Source organism: Marinifilum breve, from assembly GCF_003202155.1.
In the GTDB taxonomy this organism is placed as follows: domain Bacteria; phylum Bacteroidota; class Bacteroidia; order Bacteroidales; family Marinifilaceae; genus Marinifilum; species Marinifilum breve.
This window is the reverse complement of the sequence record NZ_QFLI01000011.1, coordinates 139,537-161,220: the sequence shown is the minus strand read 5'-3', so window position 1 is coordinate 161,220 and position 21,684 is coordinate 139,537. Positions and strand designations below refer to the sequence as shown.

Below are 21,684 nucleotides of genomic sequence, written 5' to 3'. Positions count from 1 at the left end.
TTGGGGTTCTTTTTTTTATCAATTTGTATGTTGGGAATACATACTTATAGTAATAAGGCAATTATACCATTACAGAAAAATTACAAACAATTTTACCAATCATCTTCATTGGCCAACATTGCTTTCTTCAAACTTTTGGCAATTTTTTCAATTTCCTGTTCAAACAAAGGATAGTTTAATTTATTAGCAGCCATTGTTTTTTGAATCAATTTATCCTTTGGGTTTCTCATACCTGCTTTTATTAATGCAGCTTTTGCACCTTCATAAGTACATGCATGCTCATATTCTTCCAAAGTACTTTTATACTGGCCACCTATAAGAATACTATTAATATCATATTTGTATTTTCCATCTTTCACAAAAACCTTAATAGAAAAACTCATATCAACAGGCACCGTCATACTTCTAACTGTAATATGAACCTGACTAATTCCATTACCAATCAACTTTCCGGCAACAGGATCATCCATCTGCAGTACAGCATTTGCAGACTTGAAAGTTTCAGCAAACCACTCTCGAGCTGAAGAGTATAGTTGATCTGCAGTTTTTCCATCAACATTCACAACTTCAGTATATTCTTTAGAGAATCCAGTGAAGCTGCACAATAGCATTATTGCTACTAAAAGCTTTTTCATTTTCACAAATTTTAATTTTACAACAATCGAATTTAACAAAAATATTTTAATCAATTCTTCCCATTTTATACAGATTAGCCATTTCGTTGTTTGCTTTCTGCAATTCATCCCAAATTATATAAGCTTTACGGTTATTTGGATCCGACAAATAAAGCAGTAATTGCTCATTTTGGGCAATAATAACATCAAACTTGTCACTCGAACCGCTTCCTTGATTGTTGGTTGTATAATTATTGGTAACAGTATTTGAACTATCACCATAACCACCAACTTGAAATCCAACTGCAGGAAGAGCTTCTTCAAAATTCGGAGAAGAAGAAAAATTCTCAATCCACTCTGGAGTCCTGATCCCTCTCTGGTAATCATCCAAATCTCGAATAATAGGAGCTGTTACTGAATCATTGGTTGTCCTGGCATTTGATACCCATTCATTGGAATGAACAACACCAGCAACTTTCTTATTGGATCCATCCCGATCTGTGTACCCTCCAGATTCAAATCCGGTTAGAGTTTGAGCAGCGATCAAAGCTGTGCTGGCAATTGCCTGTGCAGTATTAATACCAACCCAAGGCTGTCCAAAAGTTAATGGTGAAGCTGCTGTTGCTTTTGCATTTGCAATCTGAGTATTAAACCAAACCTGACCAATAGCAAAAGCTTGCTGTGCCAAATAAGCCAATTTACCAATAGCTGTTTCTTCTCCCAATGCCGTTTTAACTGCTTCCAATGCAGTATTGGCAACCGCTATTTTTGCATCACGAATTTCCCTTTCCTGTTCTAATCGTGCAATTTTTTGTTGTAAGGCATCCTGTTCAAGCTTATTAACTTCCTTCTGGTAATTCTTCTTAGCCTGCAGCTGTTTCAATTGGTTATCTCCAGCCAAAGCCATTTCCTGATCATACCTCGATTGCAACAATTCCAATCTAGCCTGAAACTCTTCTTCATCAGTTTCAGCCTCCAGTACTTTCAATTCCTGGGCTGCAATATCTTCAGCAATTTTCCTATTCTTTTCAGCTTCATCTAATTCAGCCAATCTATCAAAGTGAGCCTTTTTCTTCTCTTCCAGAATACCATAAAGAATCTCATTTTTCTCTAATTCTTCAGCATTGGCAAAATCCTTATTAATCAGTTTGGCCTCCAGGTTCTCTTTCTCTTCAGCCCAACGCGCTTCCTCCATTGCACGCTCTTTCGCAATACCATCCTTCATGTTGGCAATGCCTGAATCTTTTAACTGAGTTTTAAGAGCTTGTACCTCCTTTTGGTATTTATCCCATTCTGCCAAATACTTTGCCATATCTGCATCCATTTCAGCTTCCCATTCAGCATCATCATCATACAAGGTCAAATTCGATTCAATGGTTTTTACCTCATGAGTTTCCACTTTCTTTTGTTCCGATCCGGAAAGCAATTCCTTCTCCAGCTCCTTTTTCTCTTTAATGCTTCTACCTAGTTCTTCATTATAATTATAGAACTGAGTTTTGTATATTTTGTAAGAATTCAAAGCATTCCCTAGGTCAGCATTACCAAAACTACTTTCCTTAAAAGCCAAACTATTCAAAGCTTCCGCCTTTTCTATAGTTCGTTTCGATTCATCGTTTAAAATGGCATTGGCTTCTTCCTGGTATTTCTCAAACCACTGAACTTCCTCTCTCATGGTATCAATCAATCTTCTTTTCGATTTACCTACCAATTCCAAAGCTTCATTTTTTTTCTTTTCCTGCGAAGCAATCAACTCATCTTCCTTCTGGAGAACAATCTTATTCTCCATTTGCTCATTGTACTTGGTTAAATTTTCAGTAAGCTTTTCATAGGAGATATTTTCAGCATCAATATTTTCGATAACCTGTGGAGCAATACGCTGCAATTTGCTAAGAATATCCTTTCTTCTCTCTTCCGATAAATTGGCATCATTCAGTTCAATAGTCAGGTTATTAACTGCATTTTTCTCACGCTCCATCTTTTCCGATGGCTTGGTCAAATAATACTCAACAACAGCTTCCTTCTGTTTTTGCCACCACTTAACAACATCCTTTTTAATACGCAAATACTTGCTTTCTTCCGCTAAATAAGCAGTTTGTGCATCAGCAGATTTGTTCTTGATCATTTCAAGAGTAGCCAATGCTTTTGCCTGTTCAGTAGTCGCTCCAATATCTTCCTTTTTCTGTTTTACCAACTTACGGAACTCTTCACTTTCCATACTCACGGCAATACCCAGTTGCTTCAGCTGTTCATTTTCACCCAACAATGCTTTGGTTAAAATTTCACTCACCTGTTTAGCACCCAAATGGCCACCGGTCCAATCATTCAATGCTCCCGATAATCCAATCAATTCAGTTGACATCTTTGCCGATTCCTCTCTGGTAAATCCTAACGGAATAAGAAGGTCACCTGCAGCTGTTGCAGCTTCTTTAAACTGCAAAACGGTTAATCCCATTTTATCAGCCATTCTCACAGCACCTTCCTCCACTATATTGGCACTATCACCAAATACAATATTAAAACGCTTCTCCAGCTGTTCAGTCTGAATGGTTAAATTAAAGATTTCTTTTCCTGCAGCTATTGCACCGGTAATTACTGCAGCGAATGAAACAGTTGGAAGCAAAGCTTTCAATCCACTCCACGAAGCAGAAGTATAACCCAAAGTTTTATTGTGATCCTGCAGATGCTTTTTCAATCCTTTTACTTCTGCAGCTTTCTTATTGTATTCTTTCGAACCAATAATCATTTTATTGAGCTGATTGTTCGATTTTTTATACTCAGCTCGTATTCCTTTTACACTATTCTCAACCTCTTTACCATTTATATAGAGGTTAATCCTTCTGTTTTCTGTCTTAGCCATATTACTCCCCATTTATTGGTTTGGGGGTTGATAAGAGGGAGTAATCTATTTAAGTCTTGAAATTTGCATTGCATTAACCGAAGCATCAGCCTGGTGTTTCACTACCATATCGGCCAATATTCCAATTCGAGAATCCAGTACCGGATTTGCCCAGTCTTCTTTCCTTCTTGGCGATGAAAGTTTGTGACCACTACTTACACCCTTCAGCATAAACAAACCTTGTTTCGGGAACGAAAAACCAACTCTAAAAACAACACCTTCGGTTTTGCTACTATTGGAAACAATGTCATTGGCCAAAATACCTTCCTTATTAATTCTATCAAGTACACCTTTTAAGCCTTTAGCACTTTTTACTTTCATTAATAACTTCTGTTTCCCACGAATATCCAATCTGGAAACCATGGCAGAAAGCTCCTTTTTTGTGGCTACCTGCCATTTCTTTATATCTCGATTATATTCTTTTGGTAAGAAATTACTTATTCCCTCATTACTCATGCTCACCTCCTTTCTTCACCAGTATCGATTCTGTATCTTCAATACCATTCATTGAAAGCAATGCAGTAAATTGTTTAGGAATGTAGTTGATAGATCCAACTCTAATCTTTCTCACTTTATCACCTGCAGGTTTTTTTTGCGGACCAAACAACTCAATAACCTGCAACAGCTGCTGTGTATTAATCAGGAATTTTCTTTTTACTTCTTCCGAGTATTGCATAAAATCACACCATGGCTTCCAATTTTGTTTAAATAAACCTTTGATTCCATCATGCCTTAAATCCAAATTTCCAACTTCATTTCCCCTGGCATTAAATCTGGTTGATGATGCCGATGGAAAACTAGTAGGTGTTTGTGGATCCTCAAATCCATGATAAAACATCAATCTAAATTCAGGCTTATCACCATCCGAATTAAACGATGAAGTATAACCTTCCTGCTTTATCATTGGAATAAAATTATCCTTCATCAACATCGGAGAAACACCCGAATTAATATCTTTCTGATTTTCCGAACTTCCAATCTCCAGTATTTCATGATTGCCACAATAATATTTCCAATCCAATTCTCCTTCCGAATTATAAACAGTCACATAAATACTATTGTTTTTTGTAGCAATTGCGTAGTGGTTCTCTTCCGGAACAGGAAAAGCAGCCCTAGTCAAATATTCACCGGCAAAAGTTCTATCCTGTATCGATTGATCATCATTGTATTCATCATCCGATCCCGATCCTAATGAAAACTTCCATCCTGCAGGTTCAAACAATTCAAAGTCTTCATCCCACAAAACAGATCGGGTCAAATCAATATAATTCCTACTTTCTACAATATTCTTGATCAATTCAAATTCCACTTGCTTCATTTGGGAATCAATGAACACAGCCAATCCAAACTGATTTTTCAGATTGTTCAAAAACTCTCCAATTCTCAATTCAGGCACCAATGTTTTCATGTCAATGGTATTCGAAAATGAATTGATAATAGAACCTCCAGCATTGGTTATTTTAATATATCCTTCAGCAAAGTATCCCCAAGCTCCAGCGATTAAATGGCCATCTTCCTTTGCCTGAAACTCCACTCGAAAGGTAAATTTCTCCCCAACTTGTTCTTCAGTGATATCAACTTCCTGATCAACATCTACAAATTCAGGGAACAATCCATCTGCAACACCTTCCATAAAAGGAGTCTCATACGACCAAACACTATTGCTTTCTTGCAGTAGCGATAATCTATACTTATAAGTATAGATTCCTTCTTCATTTCCCCTTTCAGGATCATATTTAATACCACCATTAATTATCCCAATTTTGGCAACAATTCTATGCAAACCGCTTCTTCCGATAGTATACCTGGTTCCATCAAACAAAGCTTGAGGATCTCCATTATCCAAACTGCTTTCATCCGGAAACTCCAAACTTCCAAATCCAGATATTTCTTGTGGATCCCCTTCATTTCTCGAAGCCTTCATAAAGCCTTCTTTCCTGTTGTCCATCGCTCTATTACTATAAATCAAAAGTTTCTGCATTTCTGCATCTTCATACCAGGAACCAAACCTATCAAACTTCTCGAGAGCTTTTGCAATCACCTCAAACAAGTAAGGTTGTGGACACATTACATACTTATTCCCATTAGCATCATTTCTAGGAAAACCGCTAGCAGTATTGTAATAATTCATGTGTTCCAGGTAAGCAGGATTATTACTTTCTATTTGCCCTTCATCATTAGTTTTTCGCTCACCGTAAAAATCAGAATTGAATATGGTAGGAAATTGCATAGGTACTTCTGGCCACTTCTTCTTTACAGCATCATTGGCATAAGTAACAATATCACCGGCATTAATAAACTGCAGCTCCAGTTTATTCAACTTTACATCCTTTAAATTCTCATTGTCCTGGTTTAAAATAATCGAAATCCTAAACTTTTTCTTGGTAGGATTCAGCAGAACCAAACGACCATACAGCTCTAAGCTATCATCAAATTCTAACTGACAATTATAAACCCTCTTTTTATTCCAGGTTTCAACGTAATTCGAATGTTTAAATATCCTGGTATTTATCCCACTGTCATCAACCGGAACATCAAAAGGATAAACCACATTTGGAGGAATGGCCTCCGAATCAAACATTGGCATATTCATCTCCAGTCTCAATTGAGTCTTCGGATCCAATACCAATGTTTGTGAATCAATCTTCAATCTAATCATCGTTCAAAGGCATATTTGTATTTAAATTTTATTGGATGATTATCATTTTTATCATCCGTAATCGCAAAAGATCCACGATCCAATTCACATCTTATAAACCTTCCATATTCCATAGAGAATAATACATTGTTGGTAAGCATCCCTTCCAAATGAATAGCCTCATAGTCTGGCTTCAACCCTGTTGATATTTGGAAATTATTGCGCGATTCATAAATAACACTTTCATGCTCCGAATCTGTAGCCTTATAATCATATGGCAATTCCTTCCGGTACGACTCACCTGCAGTCTTCAGTTTTCTTTTCTTCTGGCCAGTGCACAGCAAACTTTCAAACACACCAAAATCATTCATAAACAAAAATTCATACGAATACAATGGTTTAGGAATAATTCTGAATTGCAGTGTTGCCTGATCTTCTGTCGGAAGAGTAGTTTTTACCAGAGTCAAATCATATCGATAGATGGATCCATTGCCGGCAATCGAATTTAAATCCAATTGCGCAGCTCCAGTCGGAATCAAAACAATCTCCTTTGGCTGAATATTGGCAAAACTCAACAAATCCTGTTCTACCACATCACCACCCGAAAAATATGCTTTCACCTTCAGTTTTACCGATACTGCAGTATCAAAGTAATTTCCCCAGTATAAATATTGTTGGGCATCATACCAGGTCTTTACTCGCTTTCCAATATTGGTTAAAAAGCCTTTTCTAGCTTTCAAGTCTCCCCAAAAATTATGTCCGGGAAATTGCCAAAATGGTAATTTCCCCTTCAGCATAAAACAATGAGAGCTTTCAGTCCATCCATGCAGCTCCGGAACTTCACCATAGTACTCCGATACTTTGATATAATATTCCTTTATAGAATGTTGACATCTCGATATCACAGATTGATTGTAACCAGGTAAATCCATCTGATCAAACATATCTCTCACATTCCTACCAACCGAAACAACAGCAGCTCCATCTTTGTCCACATCCAGCAATCGCATTGGCAATTCAACCCAACCTCCATTCTGATACACCACCACAACAACAGCCAGTTTATAGTTTGGCTGTGCAGTCTCAGTTCCCGATACAACAAAAGCAACCGGACTCTTACAAAAATCCACTACTTGTGGACTATGAATAACATTTACACTCATATCTATTCAGCTTTTATCCACAAATCCGGATTCGTTTTTAATGGTGCCAAAGCATCCAGCTCAAACACATATCTAATTGCATACACTCTATCAGGTGCAGTAAATTGCACCCCACTTACATTATCCAAATCAAACCCCTTCAAAAATGGATGCTCTCTGGTTGCTGCATCATTGGCCATGCTTACAAATATTTCATCTCCAATTTGTTCGCATTCCACAAAAGCCTGCTCAATATCCTCTGCAGAACAGGTTTTCGAAAGTCTTTTACCAATAACAATGGCACAAGTCATTCCTTTTCGTCTTTTCCCAGCTTTGTTATCCTTGTAGTTAAATTCGTAGTTCTCGAGAGAATAAATCGGATAATTCAAATCCTTTTCACCAAGTAGAATATCCTCAATATTTAAGCGGTAGAAATGCTTATCCTTTTCAGTATGTGCAATTCCTCTCAAGCGCGTAGCCTGATCCTTGCAGTAATCCTTCAAATTATTAAATGTTGCCATATTCTCTGTTTTCTGGCAATATCAATTTTATCCGGATTTCGAAAAAGGACAAAAAAAGCCCCTGCAAATGCAGAGGCTTGTACTTTAATTTTGAGATAAGTCATCTGGCCTGCGACCTAATTCAGTCATTGCCTTTTCAAATATCTCATTTAATTCTGTTTTAGATTCTTTGTCTTCAAAGAAAAAGTTCACTTTAATGGCTTTTGCTATTGCCAGAAAATTGGACATCGAAGGACAATACTTTAATGAAAACATTCTACTGACATTCGATCTTTGTAAACCAGTTTCATCTGCAATTTGTTGCTGAGTAATACCTTTTTCTTCTGCTATTAATTTTAGCATTAAAACGAGCAACCTCCAGTGCTGCTCGTTTGCTTGTTGTTTGTTCATGTAATTCTTATTTAGAATTTAATTCCTTTGCTTGTTCACCTCTTAACTCCCAAGCTGCCTTTTGACTTTCAGTTTTAGAAAATTTGATACCAATTTTTACTTTAAAGTCAATTACTTCCTCTACTGAAATACCTTTTCTTTCTGCAAGTTCAACTGAAGAGTTGAATAAGTTTCTTACTTGAATTTCGTTTTCTTTAACTGCTAATCTTGCGTTCATCTTTTATTTTGCCGTATTGTTACTGTTGCCGCCAGCTTTAGTTGAATATTGTATTACAAAGATAGTATCGTTTTTGATACATACAATAATTTGGAGTAAAAAAGTATCGTTTTTGATACTAATTAAATTCATTCTAAATAATTCACTTTTCCTTCAGCATCCAATAAAAACTAAAATCACCTGGAGATCTAACAATGGTCAAATGAAAACCAGATTCTTTCAATGCCTTATGAACCGAAAGCAACGGAACTTCCATAGGAAATAACTCCTGAACCTTTTCTGCAATTTGCTTTGTTGTCATCAAAATACAGCCCTTTGGCATAATCGAAGGACCATAAAACATACAAATTACATTAATGTATGGACTAAGATCTATACCATCACTTACCCCTTCATCATTAATTTCTTCATCTTCCATCACTTCTTACGTTTTGATTTTCTCGACTCAACAATCCGCTGATCCATTTCATCTAAAATAGCATGAAGCAAAGCTTTCCCAACCTTATCATCTTCTGTAGGATTTCCACCAGTAAACGACCTTACAACCTTCAACCAATTATTATGAGTTCTCAGCTTTTTCTTATTGCGTTTTACTGCTTCCGGATCATCCTCATGTATTGGCAACACATTCGGATACTGAGTACACAACCATCGACGAATCCCAATGTAATTCCAGAATATAGCCATTCTATAATCCAAATCCATTTTACCAATTTCTTCAGCTCTATAGCTCAAAATATGCTCATTAAATACTTCGCGCCTGTCACCACCGTAAGCCGATGAATGAGGTTTGTATCCTTTCCTTTGTGGTCGATACATCGCGGCAATCATCTTATTCAAAGTATTCTCATCCTTGTTAGCCTGGTAAGCCAAAAAGTAACTATCCACAAAAATAAATTCAGCAAAAGTCATGTTCCTAAACTTGTCTCCAGGTCCATAATACTTTTTCGATTTCACTTTCACCTTTGGCATCAAGTTATTCTCAATAATCAAATCATTCTTGATGAAATCACTCAATTTAATTACTGCATTCAAGTTCTCCAATCGCTGAAACTTTTCATCCAACTCAGCATCAGTATCAGTCAACTTTGCAGGCTCAACATCAAAAGTTCTCACAAACAAATCACCAGGAATACTCAAAAGCGCAAAAGCAAACAACACCCTATCCTGAAAAGTTATCTTCCCTTTTCTATACAACTTTACCAGGTGGATCCATTGCGGAGAATTCAACTCATTAAATCCATCTGGATGTTTTGCCACCAATGTTTTCTCTTTTGATATTTCCGGTACAGGTCGATAATTGAAGGTTAATTCTGTCATTTTTTAGATTTTTTTTTGAAATGGATTACTGATTAATAGATGTATAAAACATCACTTTGTGACATTAACAGATAGTTTTCAGCTTCGATATTCAATTCTATTCCAGAATATTTTGCATAGAAAACAACATCACCTACTTTTAATTCCATAGGTGCATCCTTTTGGTCTGCTCCAACCAGAATAACTTTTCCTTTTATGGGTTTTTCTTTTGCAGAATCTGGAATAATGATGCCACTTGTAGTTTTTCCCTCTGCTTTCATTGGCTCAACTAGAATCTTTCCTGCAAGAATTTTACCTTTTAATTCTGTCATAATTTAGCTTTCTTTTTAAATGGATTGTTGTGAATAAAGGCATATGTGCCAAAGAAGAAAATAACTACTGCCAAGAATGCAGTTCCAAGGAATTTAGCTAACTCAAGAAGAAATTTTGCATATTCTGGATCAAATTTGTAAGCTACTGCAGCAGCCAACACCAACAATAATTCCACATCCACAATTTTACAAGCAATCTTTCTTCTTGTAATAGATCTCACTGTGCTTTCGCCAAGTGTTTTGGTAATAAATTCTAAATACTGATCATGCGAAGCCTTTAAATCATCAGCTTGCTCCTCTCGAGTGTAAAATAACTTATCAACTCCAGAACCAACCAGATCAGTTACCTTTTCTGCTAAATCCTTTTTCTTTCCAAATATTTTCATCTCATGATATCATTAATCAGCTCAATAGCCTCGTTTGAATAATCTGTCTTTATTGTATTTATAATTGAATCTGCAATGAGTTCAGTACTCAACTTAGTACTATCATATTTCAAATCTGTCTCCAGCTTTTTTTGTTCCCAATGGAAATACCTAATTCCCTCTTTTATATTCTTTCCTTTGGCATAAGCAAAAGGAGCCTGAAAATGGCCCGAAGCTTTTCTTTTCTTGTATCGATCCCAACACGTTTCCTGGTCACACATCAACATCACCTTGGTAATTTTATAATCCTGCCTAACCAGTTCTTTTATTGCTTTGCTGTAAAATCTGGTTACTCCTGTCGATTCAAAAATTACCAGATCTTCAGCTGTCAGTTTTCTCAGGCAAAGTTCTTGAGCAAGCCGATCAGCATGTCCACGACCATTTCCCAATCCCTGCTCAACAACTTCAACCCTCGAATCATCCAAACACACAACAACACAATTAAGCCTTTCAGCCAATACTTTACTCAAAGTACTTTTACCTGCAGCAACATTTCCAATAACTAGAATACAATGCTTCATACAATCAAATCTTCAGGAATTTCAATCAACTCTAAAAATTCACCAACATTAAAATTCGGACAGGTTTTAGTGTCAGAGAAATAGTAATGTCCTACAACTTTATCATTTGGATCTTTAGCAATAAACTCTTTTGCATATTCTTGCAATGCACAAAATTGTTCTGCAGTAAACAAATCCATAAAATCAGCCATGCCAGGATCCTTATTCTCTTCAGTTCTTCCACCTTCTAAAACCACATGTCGAGCATAAGCATTTACACCAGCTGCACCCCAAGTCATTTCTGAGCTCGATACAAAATCATCATCATCGTAAGGAGTCAGATTGATAACAGATCCATCACGCTTGATCAGATCAGAATAACCCAAACGATCCCAACCACGACCTTTCGGCTTCGGACTCATATGCCATTCCTCCAACTTGGCCTTATCAACATTCATGTTCGGAGGCGTATCAGTGCAATGCACTACCAAATACTTAAGCTTTCCCATTTTCCTCTATTGCTTTTTGAAGTTGTTTAATCTGCAATCTCTTGTGCCTTATCGAAATCACCACAAGGTATAAACCCAACAAAGCTCCACCCACCTGGATAATCCTTTCCATGTTTTCAACCAATGGCATTCCAATACTCATAATCATACCGACAACACCCTTTTTTGTGTTTGTATCCATCAGTACTTCAATAAAGATTTTCAAAATCATACTCTACAAGTTTTCTTGTTTGTGTTATCAAATCCCCATGCAGGGGTTTTCTCCTGGTAAACTTCCGATGATTGATATGTTGGGAAATCTGCAGCTTTCTTGTACAGATAATCTTTTAGGTCCGATAAATAACTTTCACCTCTCGATCTGGCACGATCAACAGCCGAATATATTTTGCCATCCGGTAGAGGTTCCTGGCTTGGCAAGTTGTTACCACTGTAATCTTTACTCGATTCAAAAACCAATCCTTTATCATTGATTTTTATTCCAAGATCATCAGCAGCTTCGGCATAACTCATAAAGGCAAAAGCTTTCTTTAATAACTGAATAGGCTCTTTATACTTAGCATCACTATCAGCTTTCTTCATTTCAGCTTTCAATTCCTGAAGGAACTCAGCTCCCAATTTTGGAGACAACTGCAGATCTTCCACAATCCCCATAAATGGCTGAATATTTCTAAATACTAGGTAAGAATGGCCAATTGGCTGAATCGCATTAAACTCTTCAGTTCTGGTAATGATATATTGAGTAGCTACTTTGTAAGCATCCGAATTGGCAAACAATGGGAACTTATCCAAATTATCAAACAAGTACTCCATCATTTCCTCCAGGGCATTAAAACCATCATACTGGAATTTCATTCTGGCTCTTTCCTTATCCGATGAATAAGCCGATTTCTTATCTCCACTCTCATTTCTGTTGGCACCACCATCACCCACATCAATAATCATGTGTGGCCAATACAAGAAATAACCCAAATTCACTTCAGCACATTGGGCCAGTTCCAGCAATCCAACCAAATGCTTTTTCTCTGCAGGAATAGGATCCGGAACATCATCACAAAAAGCCTGCAGCTCATTAAACTGCTCAGTACCCATCAGCTTCTTCAGGTAACTCTTATCAGCTTGCCTCAAATGTGGATTAACCGTATTAATATCTGCACCGGTAACAACAACAAATTGCTTTATTTCACTTACATTTTTTACTAACATCAGCTAACGGTTTTTTTAGTTCCTGCACCAGTATCCAAGGTGGTTAGTACAGTTTGACGAGTTCTAATACTTATTTCTTCATTTCTGAAATTGATCCTACAAGCCATTTCTATTGGAGAAATCACCTCCTGTCTATCAGCCCAGCTCAAAGCCAAATCAACCAAAAAAGCTTCCCTGATATCCGATCCGGATCCTGCACTTCCTGCATATGGACCTGCAGCCATACTCATTCCCTTAATCGATGGATTAATACTCATCGATGTCATAACTTCAGCATTACCAGCTGCAGATTGAGGCAAATACATGTCATTCTTGAATTTGTCATCCATAACCTTCACTTCCCACTTCTCTTCAGGTTTCCCCTGTGCATTCAACTCAAAGTGAGAAAACAATGCTTTCTTGGCATTTTTGGTACTTGTCAAAGCTTCCTCAATTTTATCAAGCTCTTTTCCAATCAAGATTTTTCGCTCCTTTGGATCTTTATATTCGCTTTTAGGAAACATCTTTTCCCAATAGGCATAAGGAATCTGAACATGATATTTAATCGACATCTGATTATCGAACATTGCATTCAAGTACTCTGGAATCTTCTCAGTAATTTTCAACCAACCGGCTTGTCTGGCTGCATCCCAAGCAGGAAGTGGGTAATACAAATTTCCTGTAGTTGGAATATTCACTGGAAAAACTGATCTCTCGAAAAACTTCATTTGAGCCATGATCTCATCATCAGTAGCATCAATATCAATCACATCAATTGCATCAACATCCGATTTTTCAACAACATTTGGCCACTTTCCAGAAAACAAACACTTGTCAAAAACTCCATTCTTCATCTCAGTAAACCTGCAGAAAGGAGAATCTTTCACTACTAATTTTGAAATGTAATTCTTAGTGGCATTGGGAATAACAGTTGGGAAAGCAATACCATACTCATACATATTCATATAAGCTTTCAATCGATATCTATACAACATCCTTGATCGCAAAAATTTATCAATACTTGCGTCAAATATTGGCTCAATAATTTCAGCACCATCATTATCGTAACCCTTCACTTTGCATGCGAACAAACCTTGTCCCATTCCAAGTCTCACCTTGTAATCAATACTCGAGCGCAAAATTCCCGACTTCCTTAAATGCTTCTGCAGTACTGAAGGGAAATCATTATCATCACCCCAAGGCGAAACCTTGTAACTTCCAACCTGTGCCAAACCATCATCATCCAGCTTAATATTCACATCAGCTTTCTTTTTCTTTCCGGAAGCAGTTCCACCACCCCCCATCGATGTAGCAACAAAGTTTCCACCAACCGCAAAAATCGGATTACCACCTTTATCAAACTCAGCTCTTACACTCATAAATACACTCTTTTACCATTGAACTCCAAAATACTCCAGATCAGCACCGGATAAACATGTCCTAGATTTTGCCCAAACTCATCTACTGGCCTAACACCACGCATCGCATGTTTGGTCATATCCATCTTAAGCCCAGTTTTTACAGCCCTGTTCAAATACACAACTTCACCACCTTTTTTCACAAACTTTATCGCGAAGGTTTTCTGTGTACCTTCCGGAGTTACTGTCTCATTCAACTCACGAACTACTTCCGCCAAACTGATTGTTTTCATACCTCCAATTTGGTATAATCCTCATGTCTAAAAAAGGACAACAAACCCTCCTAAAAACGGCTGTCTCAAAATCTCAAAATCAATTACTTAAGTATCAATCACTTACTTGAAAATCACCCCTTTTCTGATATCAAACTCTGAGCAGGGGGCACGGCTCCGGCCTACCTATCTGGGCAACTGCCCGGAGGCAACCTTATGATATATGAGCATGTGTTGCCTGACAGTCAGGCAACTGAACAACAAAAAAGGCAACTGAAATCAGTTGCCTAGAATCGTATAGGGATGAAGCCTGCCGACGGTCGGTGTACATCATGGTAGTCTATCCATATGACCTTATCCGCAGCATCGGTTGAGTGAGTTGCCTCCTCGGGTGGTACTCCAGAGTTCTTATGCTCTGAGCTTTTATCTTTCTTGAACTTGTTATTGCGTTCAACAACCTTTGTGTTATTCATTGCAATAAGAAGGAATTTACAGTTGTTTCCATTGATCCTAACAATAGGATGAGATGGATCCTTCTCCTTTAGGATATTTCCCCATAACAAGTACTTCTCATGATGTGGAGGTTCTTTTCCTGCATATTCCTTTATATCAACAAACCAACCTTTCTTCTGCAGTCTGTCTATTGCTTGATCGTTATAAGTGAAAGAATTATTCGCCTGACCTTCATCACCATATTTATCGCGATAGTAAACTACTGTCTTATCCTGGTGATATTGGTAGTAATCGCAAAAATCATCAATGATATCATCAATCATTACATGGCCAACATCAGGCTTAACAAAGAATTCCTTTAGGAAGTTGAAGCTGCCACGTCCTTCTTTAACCACTCTATGATTCTCTTGACATGCCAACATTACCGAAATATTAGACCCCCAATCTACCACTAACTTAATAGGCTCATTGGCAACACAGTCACCATCGAACCTACTGTCTGGACTTCCGAGTTTCTTCCAATCGTAATCCAGGGAATCTATATAAGAGTAATCGTAACAATCATAGTAGATTTGCTTTTCCTCATTGATGTTATAATAACAATCTTCAACGCGATCCATCACCATATTCATGATCTCAATCAGGAAGTTCAGGTGGGTCATTTTCTTACGTTCACGCTTAATATACGATAGGCCAATGTTGTGGATGTTATCAAAGCAATTCCCCAGCTCAAAATAAAATCCATCCTTACTGGTGAATGGTATAATCTTTCTTCTTCTTCGTTGGATCTCGTTCCACTGTAATTTAAAATCGTGTGGATCCTCGATATCCAACAAATCAATTTGCATCCTTACAATCTGATTCCATTCATCGAACAAACGAATACCAGCTTCAGTTTCATAGTACTCCCCAAACTCCAGCAACCACTTACCAGTATTACTAAATGGCATCGAACTTACATAGTGAAAACCATGATGCCAGGGAAGATGTTTGAAGTATTCCAGGTTCCCACGGTTAGCAGCTGATACTTCCTGATCATACCGTTCTTTATTAATGGTCAATCCTTCATCCATAATCTCAAAATCGATGGAAGGACCTCTACCACTTCCGGCCCGATCTTGAGAAATTAGCATAGCACCAAGGCCAGTATTGAAAGAAATAAAATTATCATAGCTCAATGGAGCATTATAAGGCTTTGGCCAGTTCTTTGGAGGCTTTTGATTTATCACATAGTGAACATCGCGTACATATCCCAACCTTTCCAAGAAACCAAATGTTGGAGTTAATGTTCTGGTAAGTAGCTGAGCAAAACTACTACCTGTTACAGATATAACCCCTCTAGGCATGTGGTGATTGAATACATTAAAATCCCATGCCATTTCGGAAGACTTACCAGTTGCACGGCCTTTTACTCCAATCTTACAAGGAGCAGGTGAGGTAATGGAGCAAAGCTGAGAAGGATTAAAAGTAAGTTGTTTTATTGCCATTATGAATTCATGATTTCTTCACATTCAACATCTGTAGCCGGTCCAAACGCAGCCTCTAAAACTTGTTTTCTGGAAGCTTCCGGAGTATCCTTCATTTTCATCAGATCCAACTTCACCGGCCTACCGCCTGAGTTCACAACAATCATATATTCATCCTTTTCAAACATTGATGGATCAATTGCATTGGCAGGATCGTTCTGATCCAATCTTTTCAGCTTGATCATATTGCTGATGGCACGGTTCATTCCTTCCACATCATGATTATCAACAGCCATTCTAAATGTTTTCATGGCCAGCTCATTCAATATGTATCTATCAGCTTCTTTGTTTGATTGAGTGATATCACCAAACAATTGCTTGGCATTGGCAATATCGCGGTAAGCAGCAGCTCTGGAAATGCCAAAACGCTGCATAAGAATAGGAAGAGATTGCTCATTACTGTGATAATTACACAGCAAACTAAAAGCAGCTTCCCACCTTTCTTTTAATTCCTGGTCTTTATGTGAAAGCACCAAACGATCATCATCGTACAGGAAGGAAGCCTGAATCTTATCGAAACTGGTTCCTTCCTGGATAACTTTCTGAATATGGCTTTCTTTGGCTTTGGCTGGTAATTTCATCAGCTAACTGTTACAGTTATAGGAAAGGAGAGAAGGGCTTACCCCTTCATCAATCCTTTTTTAATCAATTCATCTTTCATTTCTGCTAGCTTAGCATCCTTTTCCTCCAGGCGTTGCTTAGCAGATTCCTTTTTTGGACCTTCAGGAAGTGGATCCTTCTTTTTCTTTGGATCACCATACACTTTTATATAGTCCTTTCTTCTCGAGCTTTGCAGGTTCTTGTATTGCTTCACTAAGTCCACATCACTGATCTCATTCTGCTTTTCTGGAGTGGTATCCTGTTTTTCTGGATTTTTATCCTTGTTTTCAGAATTCTCATTTTCTGGTTTTTCAATAGGAATAATATCAGCTGCAGGTAATTCTTTGGTAGTTTCGTAATGACGAATAGCCTTGTAGATAGTCTCAATTGTTCTCGAGTGTTCCACAACCAGCTCACGAATCTCACCACGGCGAGTAACTAATTCCTGGATATTCTCATCCGGCATTCGAACCATTTCAGAATGAAGCTTTGCTCTTTTGTTGAACAATTGACCTTTGTAGATAACCAACTTCTGAAGCATATCAGGAAGATCTTTAAAATGGATCTGATATTTACCCTTATCTTCCGGATGACGTTGCCCATTTAAATACACCTTTCGAAATTCTTCCGGATTAGTTGCTTTCAATAATGCTTCATCGAATGGCTCCAGGCGAATATCTTTCTTGGGAACAAAATTTGGAGCCGTTAGTTTCACAATTTTCTCCAGCTCATATTCCAATCTCTTTTGCCATGCAGGTCCGCGCCTAATTAGCAATCTTCTTTTTAGCAATGGGCTACCTCCATATTCCTGGTATAACTTTACACCTTCTTCAAAATTTCGGTCACCATCCAACCATTCTTGTATTTCTGATTTCATAACAAAACTCTTTGGTGAATACTGTTTACTTCAAATCTATTTGCAGGCAACAAAATGAAAAAGGACAAAAAAAGGGATCCATTTAGGATCCCTTTTATTCACTTATAAACCTTATAACCATGATTATTCCATGGAAACTTCAACTTCTAATTTGTACTTCTTTTTCCCTTCTTCTGTAGGAACAATGTAAACACATTTGGCATCGTACAATGCTTTAATCTGTTCTACCGGAATACTTTCATCAGAAAGATCTATTCTACCAAGTTTGGTATGCTGGATTATTCCTGGTTTAATTCCCTTAACAGAAAAATACTTGGTCCAATTCGATTTCCTTGCCATTACGCTGCAGGAGTCAACGGTATTACTCCTTCAATAATAGGAGCAGGACCAGGACCATAAGAATAGAATGATAATCCGGCACCATTACGACCTTCGTTGTTGCCAGTTCCCGATCCGCCTCCAGCTTGACGCATTGCAGGAAAATTTTCATTACCAATCATTACATTATTGCCATTCGCATCAGGAACAACAAGGAAAACTTTTCTATTTAATGAAGCTCTTGCAAAACCACGCAATTGAGCGTTCATCTTGGTAATAAACAAATCGAAAATATGTTTGTAACTCATACCTCCAACTTCACCAATTTCTTCATCCTTGGCTTCTCCAGAGTTCAATGCAATTTCCACTTCGTACATACGTTTCCCAGTTTCCATCTCAATAGTTCCGGTTACCTTTCCTAGTGCTTCCAAATCAGCAGCTGCTTCAGGAGAAGGCAAAGTTGGCCAAGTCTTCACTTCATCGCAAAACCCATAGTAAAACCTCGGTAAAGTTCCACCCTGGTTATCGCTGTCATCCCTTTTTATATCAGTAAAATCCATAAAGCCTTTAATTAACTATTAGAAAAACAATGAGTTCTTTTTTTAGGGAAAAGAACTTTAGAAAAACCACACCCTCTATATCAACCCAAAATTATTTTAAGATATAACTACCTCACTCATTCTGAATCTTAGTTTACTGAAGGTTCCGAATTGAATGCCGAATACATATTTCATTGCTGCAGTAAACTTGTAAATATTACTGAAGAATGGAATCAATTTCTTCATGTCTTTCAATTTGTCGAATCCCCAGAAACGATTCTTCTTATCAGTGAAGATTGTAGTTTGATCATCTGAAGGAATACAAGTCATTCGTATCAATCGACATTTTTTATTCGATCCTTCAAGAAAAACTTGACCGTGCTGATCTACTCCAGGTGGACGATCGTGCTGTGTTTCGTACCAATCATCGTACATTTCACCCATTGTTACACTTAAGATACAATCAACACCTTTCTTTTTTTGCTTTTCAGGTAAGGCTCTGAAATCCGCTAATAATCGATCACGAATATTACCAGAGTCGTAAGCAGAAGTGTAAGTTTTAAGATTTCCTTTTGCCACACTAATCTTACCATCAGTTTTACCTGTTTCCAAAACTGTTTTGATACCATCAAAAGAATCTTCCAACTCTTTTTTAGCAGGATCAGGATCATACTTTGCAGACCAAAGAGCATCGTGCAATTCTTCCGAAGCACCATCTAATCCAAATTGCAACAACCACTTTTCAAATGGATGCTTTCCTGGTTCTAAACCACCGGCAACTTCAGTAATATACGATTCGCGATAACGCTCCGGCTCATCGCTCATTTCGTAAACAATTGGGCGAACCTTGATCTTGTTAGGCTCAATCTCACCAATCTTACCTGATCCAGTAAATTCACCATCGTATTTCTTAGAACCTTTACCAGTTCTAATCACATTAGTCAATGTTTTTTCATCCGTGATACCTGGTACCGGAGTAAAGTGCTGTAGTACTTCAGCAGCTTGTAATTGACTAATAACTCTCAGCTGGCCATCCCACTTTTTGGCAGCTCCTTGTACTTTTTGAATGTCAATAGGTTGCGTTAAATCCATATTATCCTCCTATCAAATTGATTTTGCATACTCAGTTACAGGATCAGATACAAACTCTTCTTCAGTTTCAATATCATCCTTTTTGCCTTCTACTTTAGGATCTTCAGTCCCTGGCTTTTCTGCCAACTTTTCAGTCAAAGTGGTGATTTCACCTTCCTTTTCCTGAATGGTTGTATTAGCAGTGGCCAATTCACCTTCAGCATTTTCTCTGGCAGTTTTTTCGGTAGCCAATTCAACCGAAGCCTGGTTACCGGTCCCGATACATAAATCAAGGGCTTGCAACTGATCTTCGTTCAAGTAAACCCCTTTATCATCGGCACTCTCTAGCTTGTCAACACCTAGAGTTTTGTTCACATTTTCAAACTGTTTCATATTCTCATTTTTTGATTCTAAAACTTCATCCTCCAAAACATTTGCATCTTCCACTTCAGTAACGGTCATAGCAATTGCATCCTGTAAAGTTCCTTTGGCATCGGCTAAACCTGCAGCAATAGATTCCGATCCGAAGTAAACCTTACCCTTCAAAGCATCTTCATCTTCAATCTCACGATAATCTTCCATTGTAGTCATGAACAACACATTCACCTTATCAACTTCAGCTTTCATCGGATTAAAGTTTCCTTTCTTCGCTTCTCTCCAGTCATGATTTTTCAAAGTAGAATGAGTGGCATAAATGTCTTCAGTCTTTACACCGTTCTGTTCATACCATCCAGCATCATCGAAAAAAGTACGGTAAGTACCAATGGATCCCAATCGGGTCATTTCATCAGCAAACAAAATTTTGTCGCAAGCTGCAGCAATCCAATAAGCAGCACTGCAAGCTCTACCACTACAAAAGGCAACCGTTTCAGTTTTGATTGATTTAATCAACTCAGCAAAAAGAAGAGTACCATCAGCTTCTCCTCCTGGAGAATCGATATCGAACACCATTCTTACGATGTTCTTATTGGCTTCAGCTGACTTTACAAATTCTGATAGGGTTGTAGTTCCTGGAGATCCACAGTAATTATACTTACTGATAACATCTTTAATAGGAATTACAATGGTGGTATTCTCCGGAACATCTTGGAATTCGTTCCAGCGAATTTCCCAGGTAGGAACTTTCTTCACATATCCTGCAGCAGCAAAACAAGTGATATTAAATTTAGCATCTTGTTTCTCCGAATCCTGATCATACGCAACCGCTTCACCTTTAAAGGCTGCAGCTACTATTGGCAGGTAAGCTTGAACACTTTCGTGCTCAATCAGGAATACAGAGTTACGTGCTTCAACTAAAATCCTTGGTAACATATACTTTTCTTCAATCGTTCAAAGCAATGTTATCAAGGATTTGTTCTACTAAAAAGGACAACTATATTAATCTTCCAACTCCTTTAACAAGCCATCAACAAAGCAGCTTGTAAGTGGGCAATTGTCTTGATTTAGGTAGGTGATTAAAACGATTCTTTCTTTTGGATCAAATGTTACTTTGCCACCATCGAAAATTCTTGATGCTAAACGACTGCCACGTACTCCAATTAAATTGGTGTAAAGGATATCACCTAATCTTTCGTGAAATTTACCATCGCCTTTAATTTCTTTACCTTGTAAAGTGGTGAATTTGATATTGTCAAAATCTATGGTCCATTCTGTTTTTTTGGCTTCTGGTGTTGAGTTTTTCTTTGCCATTACGCAGTAGTATTAAAAGATTCAACAATAGCGACAATTTCAGTTTCGATAGCTGAAGTTATCAGAGCTAACTCACCTTTTGGCATATTAAACACCTGGTATCTCGAATAGGATTCTGTGGCAACATCAAAAATCATTTGGATATTTTCCGATTTACCATCCTTAACGGTTTGAGCATTCACATTAATTGTTTTAGGCTTTTCGCCTTCGGTGTGCTCATAGGTAAAAACAACTTCGCGGCCTTCGATAGTTGCTTTACCTGTTTCTTTCAATTGTTTTTCAAAATTCATGATTCTAAATATTTAGTTACACATTA

Annotated in this window: 27 protein-coding genes; all 27 read right to left on the bottom strand. The window is 37.7% G+C overall.

The features are described 5' to 3' along the window. Nucleotides 1–92: 92 nt before the first annotated feature. A complete protein-coding gene (locus DF185_RS19990; RefSeq protein ID WP_165836081.1) occupies nucleotides 93–635 on the bottom strand; it encodes a DUF4468 domain-containing protein in 543 nt (180 codons plus the stop codon). Nucleotides 636–681: 46 nt separating this feature from the next. Next, the gene (locus DF185_RS19985; RefSeq protein WP_133250100.1) at nucleotides 682–3,471 is read right to left on the bottom strand and encodes a hypothetical protein; all 2,790 of its coding nucleotides are present in this window, start codon (nucleotides 3,469–3,471) and stop codon (nucleotides 682–684) included. 45 nt (nucleotides 3,472–3,516) lie between these two features. Continuing rightward, nucleotides 3,517–3,966: a hypothetical protein gene (locus DF185_RS19980; RefSeq protein ID WP_110362979.1), complete on the bottom strand. Its 450-nt coding sequence runs from the start codon at nucleotides 3,964–3,966 to the stop codon at nucleotides 3,517–3,519. Beyond that, nucleotides 3,959–6,169 (bottom strand): hypothetical protein, encoded by a 2,211-nt coding sequence (locus DF185_RS19975; RefSeq protein WP_110362977.1) that lies wholly within the window; start codon nucleotides 6,167–6,169, stop codon nucleotides 3,959–3,961. Before DF185_RS19975 ends, DF185_RS19980 begins: the two co-directional genes overlap by 8 nt. Beyond that, nucleotides 6,166–7,311: a hypothetical protein gene (locus tag DF185_RS19970; protein ID WP_110362975.1), complete on the bottom strand. Its 1,146-nt coding sequence runs from the start codon at nucleotides 7,309–7,311 to the stop codon at nucleotides 6,166–6,168. The genes DF185_RS19975 and DF185_RS19970 overlap by 4 nt, the downstream gene beginning before the upstream one ends. Before the next feature lie 2 nt (nucleotides 7,312–7,313). Further along, nucleotides 7,314–7,811, bottom strand: a complete 498-nt coding sequence (locus DF185_RS19965) for a hypothetical protein (RefSeq protein WP_110362973.1) — start codon at nucleotides 7,809–7,811, stop codon at nucleotides 7,314–7,316. An 84-nt stretch (nucleotides 7,812–7,895) separates the two neighbouring features. After that, entirely contained in the window at nucleotides 7,896–8,201 is a 306-nt protein-coding gene (locus DF185_RS19960) for a helix-turn-helix domain-containing protein (protein WP_110362971.1), read from the bottom strand. Between the two features lie 7 nt (nucleotides 8,202–8,208). Then, on the bottom strand, nucleotides 8,209–8,418 hold the full coding sequence (locus DF185_RS19955) for a hypothetical protein (protein WP_110362969.1): 210 nt from the start codon (nucleotides 8,416–8,418) through the stop codon (nucleotides 8,209–8,211). Nucleotides 8,419–8,560: 142 nt separating this feature from the next. Next, nucleotides 8,561–8,836, bottom strand: a complete 276-nt coding sequence (locus tag DF185_RS19950) for a hypothetical protein (protein WP_110362967.1) — start codon at nucleotides 8,834–8,836, stop codon at nucleotides 8,561–8,563. Further along, the gene (locus tag DF185_RS19945) at nucleotides 8,836–9,738 is read right to left on the bottom strand and encodes a hypothetical protein (protein ID WP_110362965.1); all 903 of its coding nucleotides are present in this window, start codon (nucleotides 9,736–9,738) and stop codon (nucleotides 8,836–8,838) included. The genes DF185_RS19950 and DF185_RS19945 overlap by 1 nt, the downstream gene beginning before the upstream one ends. Before the next feature lie 32 nt (nucleotides 9,739–9,770). Then, the gene (locus DF185_RS19940) at nucleotides 9,771–10,049 is read right to left on the bottom strand and encodes a co-chaperone GroES (protein WP_110362963.1); all 279 of its coding nucleotides are present in this window, start codon (nucleotides 10,047–10,049) and stop codon (nucleotides 9,771–9,773) included. After that, nucleotides 10,046–10,435, bottom strand: coding sequence for a hypothetical protein (locus DF185_RS19935; protein ID WP_110362961.1), 390 nt, complete (start codon nucleotides 10,433–10,435; stop codon nucleotides 10,046–10,048). Before DF185_RS19935 ends, DF185_RS19940 begins: the two co-directional genes overlap by 4 nt. After that, the gene (locus DF185_RS19930; RefSeq protein ID WP_110362959.1) at nucleotides 10,432–10,995 is read right to left on the bottom strand and encodes a P-loop nucleotide/nucleoside kinase family protein; all 564 of its coding nucleotides are present in this window, start codon (nucleotides 10,993–10,995) and stop codon (nucleotides 10,432–10,434) included. The genes DF185_RS19935 and DF185_RS19930 overlap by 4 nt, the downstream gene beginning before the upstream one ends. Continuing rightward, nucleotides 10,992–11,483, bottom strand: a complete 492-nt coding sequence (locus DF185_RS19925) for an N-acetylmuramoyl-L-alanine amidase (protein ID WP_110362957.1) — start codon at nucleotides 11,481–11,483, stop codon at nucleotides 10,992–10,994. The genes DF185_RS19930 and DF185_RS19925 overlap by 4 nt, the downstream gene beginning before the upstream one ends. Then, the gene (locus DF185_RS19920) at nucleotides 11,470–11,694 is read right to left on the bottom strand and encodes a hypothetical protein (RefSeq protein WP_110362955.1); all 225 of its coding nucleotides are present in this window, start codon (nucleotides 11,692–11,694) and stop codon (nucleotides 11,470–11,472) included. Before DF185_RS19920 ends, DF185_RS19925 begins: the two co-directional genes overlap by 14 nt. Continuing rightward, nucleotides 11,691–12,686, bottom strand: coding sequence for a DUF6712 family protein (locus tag DF185_RS19915; protein WP_110362953.1), 996 nt, complete (start codon nucleotides 12,684–12,686; stop codon nucleotides 11,691–11,693). The genes DF185_RS19920 and DF185_RS19915 overlap by 4 nt, the downstream gene beginning before the upstream one ends. Then, nucleotides 12,686–14,044, bottom strand: coding sequence for a hypothetical protein (locus tag DF185_RS19910; RefSeq protein ID WP_110362951.1), 1,359 nt, complete (start codon nucleotides 14,042–14,044; stop codon nucleotides 12,686–12,688). The genes DF185_RS19915 and DF185_RS19910 overlap by 1 nt, the downstream gene beginning before the upstream one ends. Further along, the gene (locus tag DF185_RS19905; protein WP_110362949.1) at nucleotides 14,041–14,316 is read right to left on the bottom strand and encodes a hypothetical protein; all 276 of its coding nucleotides are present in this window, start codon (nucleotides 14,314–14,316) and stop codon (nucleotides 14,041–14,043) included. The genes DF185_RS19910 and DF185_RS19905 overlap by 4 nt, the downstream gene beginning before the upstream one ends. Before the next feature lie 266 nt (nucleotides 14,317–14,582). Then, nucleotides 14,583–16,235 (bottom strand): hypothetical protein, encoded by a 1,653-nt coding sequence (locus DF185_RS19900; protein ID WP_110362947.1) that lies wholly within the window; start codon nucleotides 16,233–16,235, stop codon nucleotides 14,583–14,585. Beyond that, on the bottom strand, nucleotides 16,235–16,855 hold the full coding sequence (locus DF185_RS19895; protein WP_110362945.1) for a hypothetical protein: 621 nt from the start codon (nucleotides 16,853–16,855) through the stop codon (nucleotides 16,235–16,237). Before DF185_RS19895 ends, DF185_RS19900 begins: the two co-directional genes overlap by 1 nt. Before the next feature lie 38 nt (nucleotides 16,856–16,893). Next, on the bottom strand, nucleotides 16,894–17,751 hold the full coding sequence (locus tag DF185_RS19890) for a hypothetical protein (RefSeq protein ID WP_110362943.1): 858 nt from the start codon (nucleotides 17,749–17,751) through the stop codon (nucleotides 16,894–16,896). A gap of 123 nt (nucleotides 17,752–17,874) precedes the next feature. Continuing rightward, the gene (locus tag DF185_RS19885; RefSeq protein WP_110362941.1) at nucleotides 17,875–18,090 is read right to left on the bottom strand and encodes a hypothetical protein; all 216 of its coding nucleotides are present in this window, start codon (nucleotides 18,088–18,090) and stop codon (nucleotides 17,875–17,877) included. After that, entirely contained in the window at nucleotides 18,090–18,629 is a 540-nt protein-coding gene (locus DF185_RS19880) for a hypothetical protein (protein WP_110362939.1), read from the bottom strand. Before DF185_RS19880 ends, DF185_RS19885 begins: the two co-directional genes overlap by 1 nt. A gap of 96 nt (nucleotides 18,630–18,725) precedes the next feature. Then, on the bottom strand, nucleotides 18,726–19,700 hold the full coding sequence (locus DF185_RS19875; protein WP_110362937.1) for a hypothetical protein: 975 nt from the start codon (nucleotides 19,698–19,700) through the stop codon (nucleotides 18,726–18,728). Nucleotides 19,701–19,712: 12 nt separating this feature from the next. Continuing rightward, the gene (locus DF185_RS19870) at nucleotides 19,713–20,990 is read right to left on the bottom strand and encodes a S49 family peptidase (protein WP_110362935.1); all 1,278 of its coding nucleotides are present in this window, start codon (nucleotides 20,988–20,990) and stop codon (nucleotides 19,713–19,715) included. Between the two features lie 66 nt (nucleotides 20,991–21,056). After that, nucleotides 21,057–21,368: a hypothetical protein gene (locus DF185_RS19865; RefSeq protein WP_110362933.1), complete on the bottom strand. Its 312-nt coding sequence runs from the start codon at nucleotides 21,366–21,368 to the stop codon at nucleotides 21,057–21,059. Next, on the bottom strand, nucleotides 21,368–21,658 hold the full coding sequence (locus tag DF185_RS19860; protein ID WP_110362931.1) for a hypothetical protein: 291 nt from the start codon (nucleotides 21,656–21,658) through the stop codon (nucleotides 21,368–21,370). The genes DF185_RS19865 and DF185_RS19860 overlap by 1 nt, the downstream gene beginning before the upstream one ends. Nucleotides 21,659–21,684: the final 26 nt, after the last annotated feature.

Bases quoted from the DNA above. Each gene is read 5' to 3' on its own strand.
- DF185_RS19990 (WP_165836081.1), bottom strand. From the start codon at position 635: ATGAAAAAGCTTTTAGTAGCAATAATGCTATTGTGCAGCTTCACTGGA.
- DF185_RS19985 (WP_133250100.1), bottom strand. From the start codon at position 3,471: ATGGCTAAGACAGAAAACAGAAGGATTAACCTCTATATAAATGGTAAA.
- DF185_RS19980 (WP_110362979.1), bottom strand. From the start codon at position 3,966: ATGAGTAATGAGGGAATAAGTAATTTCTTACCAAAAGAATATAATCGA.
- DF185_RS19975 (WP_110362977.1), bottom strand. From the start codon at position 6,169: ATGATTAGATTGAAGATTGATTCACAAACATTGGTATTGGATCCGAAG.
- DF185_RS19970 (WP_110362975.1), bottom strand. From the start codon at position 7,311: ATGAGTGTAAATGTTATTCATAGTCCACAAGTAGTGGATTTTTGTAAG.
- DF185_RS19965 (WP_110362973.1), bottom strand. From the start codon at position 7,811: ATGGCAACATTTAATAATTTGAAGGATTACTGCAAGGATCAGGCTACG.
- DF185_RS19960 (WP_110362971.1), bottom strand. From the start codon at position 8,201: ATGAACAAACAACAAGCAAACGAGCAGCACTGGAGGTTGCTCGTTTTA.
- DF185_RS19955 (WP_110362969.1), bottom strand. From the start codon at position 8,418: ATGAACGCAAGATTAGCAGTTAAAGAAAACGAAATTCAAGTAAGAAAC.
- DF185_RS19950 (WP_110362967.1), bottom strand. From the start codon at position 8,836: ATGGAAGATGAAGAAATTAATGATGAAGGGGTAAGTGATGGTATAGAT.
- DF185_RS19945 (WP_110362965.1), bottom strand. From the start codon at position 9,738: ATGACAGAATTAACCTTCAATTATCGACCTGTACCGGAAATATCAAAA.
- DF185_RS19940 (WP_110362963.1), bottom strand. From the start codon at position 10,049: ATGACAGAATTAAAAGGTAAAATTCTTGCAGGAAAGATTCTAGTTGAG.
- DF185_RS19935 (WP_110362961.1), bottom strand. From the start codon at position 10,435: ATGAAAATATTTGGAAAGAAAAAGGATTTAGCAGAAAAGGTAACTGAT.
- DF185_RS19930 (WP_110362959.1), bottom strand. From the start codon at position 10,995: ATGAAGCATTGTATTCTAGTTATTGGAAATGTTGCTGCAGGTAAAAGT.
- DF185_RS19925 (WP_110362957.1), bottom strand. From the start codon at position 11,483: ATGGGAAAGCTTAAGTATTTGGTAGTGCATTGCACTGATACGCCTCCG.
- DF185_RS19920 (WP_110362955.1), bottom strand. From the start codon at position 11,694: ATGATTTTGAAAATCTTTATTGAAGTACTGATGGATACAAACACAAAA.
- DF185_RS19915 (WP_110362953.1), bottom strand. From the start codon at position 12,686: ATGTTAGTAAAAAATGTAAGTGAAATAAAGCAATTTGTTGTTGTTACC.
- DF185_RS19910 (WP_110362951.1), bottom strand. From the start codon at position 14,044: ATGAGTGTAAGAGCTGAGTTTGATAAAGGTGGTAATCCGATTTTTGCG.
- DF185_RS19905 (WP_110362949.1), bottom strand. From the start codon at position 14,316: ATGAAAACAATCAGTTTGGCGGAAGTAGTTCGTGAGTTGAATGAGACA.
- DF185_RS19900 (WP_110362947.1), bottom strand. From the start codon at position 16,235: ATGGCAATAAAACAACTTACTTTTAATCCTTCTCAGCTTTGCTCCATT.
- DF185_RS19895 (WP_110362945.1), bottom strand. From the start codon at position 16,855: ATGAAATTACCAGCCAAAGCCAAAGAAAGCCATATTCAGAAAGTTATC.
- DF185_RS19890 (WP_110362943.1), bottom strand. From the start codon at position 17,751: ATGAAATCAGAAATACAAGAATGGTTGGATGGTGACCGAAATTTTGAA.
- DF185_RS19885 (WP_110362941.1), bottom strand. From the start codon at position 18,090: ATGGCAAGGAAATCGAATTGGACCAAGTATTTTTCTGTTAAGGGAATT.
- DF185_RS19880 (WP_110362939.1), bottom strand. From the start codon at position 18,629: ATGGATTTTACTGATATAAAAAGGGATGACAGCGATAACCAGGGTGGA.
- DF185_RS19875 (WP_110362937.1), bottom strand. From the start codon at position 19,700: ATGGATTTAACGCAACCTATTGACATTCAAAAAGTACAAGGAGCTGCC.
- DF185_RS19870 (WP_110362935.1), bottom strand. From the start codon at position 20,990: ATGTTACCAAGGATTTTAGTTGAAGCACGTAACTCTGTATTCCTGATT.
- DF185_RS19865 (WP_110362933.1), bottom strand. From the start codon at position 21,368: ATGGCAAAGAAAAACTCAACACCAGAAGCCAAAAAAACAGAATGGACC.
- DF185_RS19860 (WP_110362931.1), bottom strand. From the start codon at position 21,658: ATGAATTTTGAAAAACAATTGAAAGAAACAGGTAAAGCAACTATCGAA.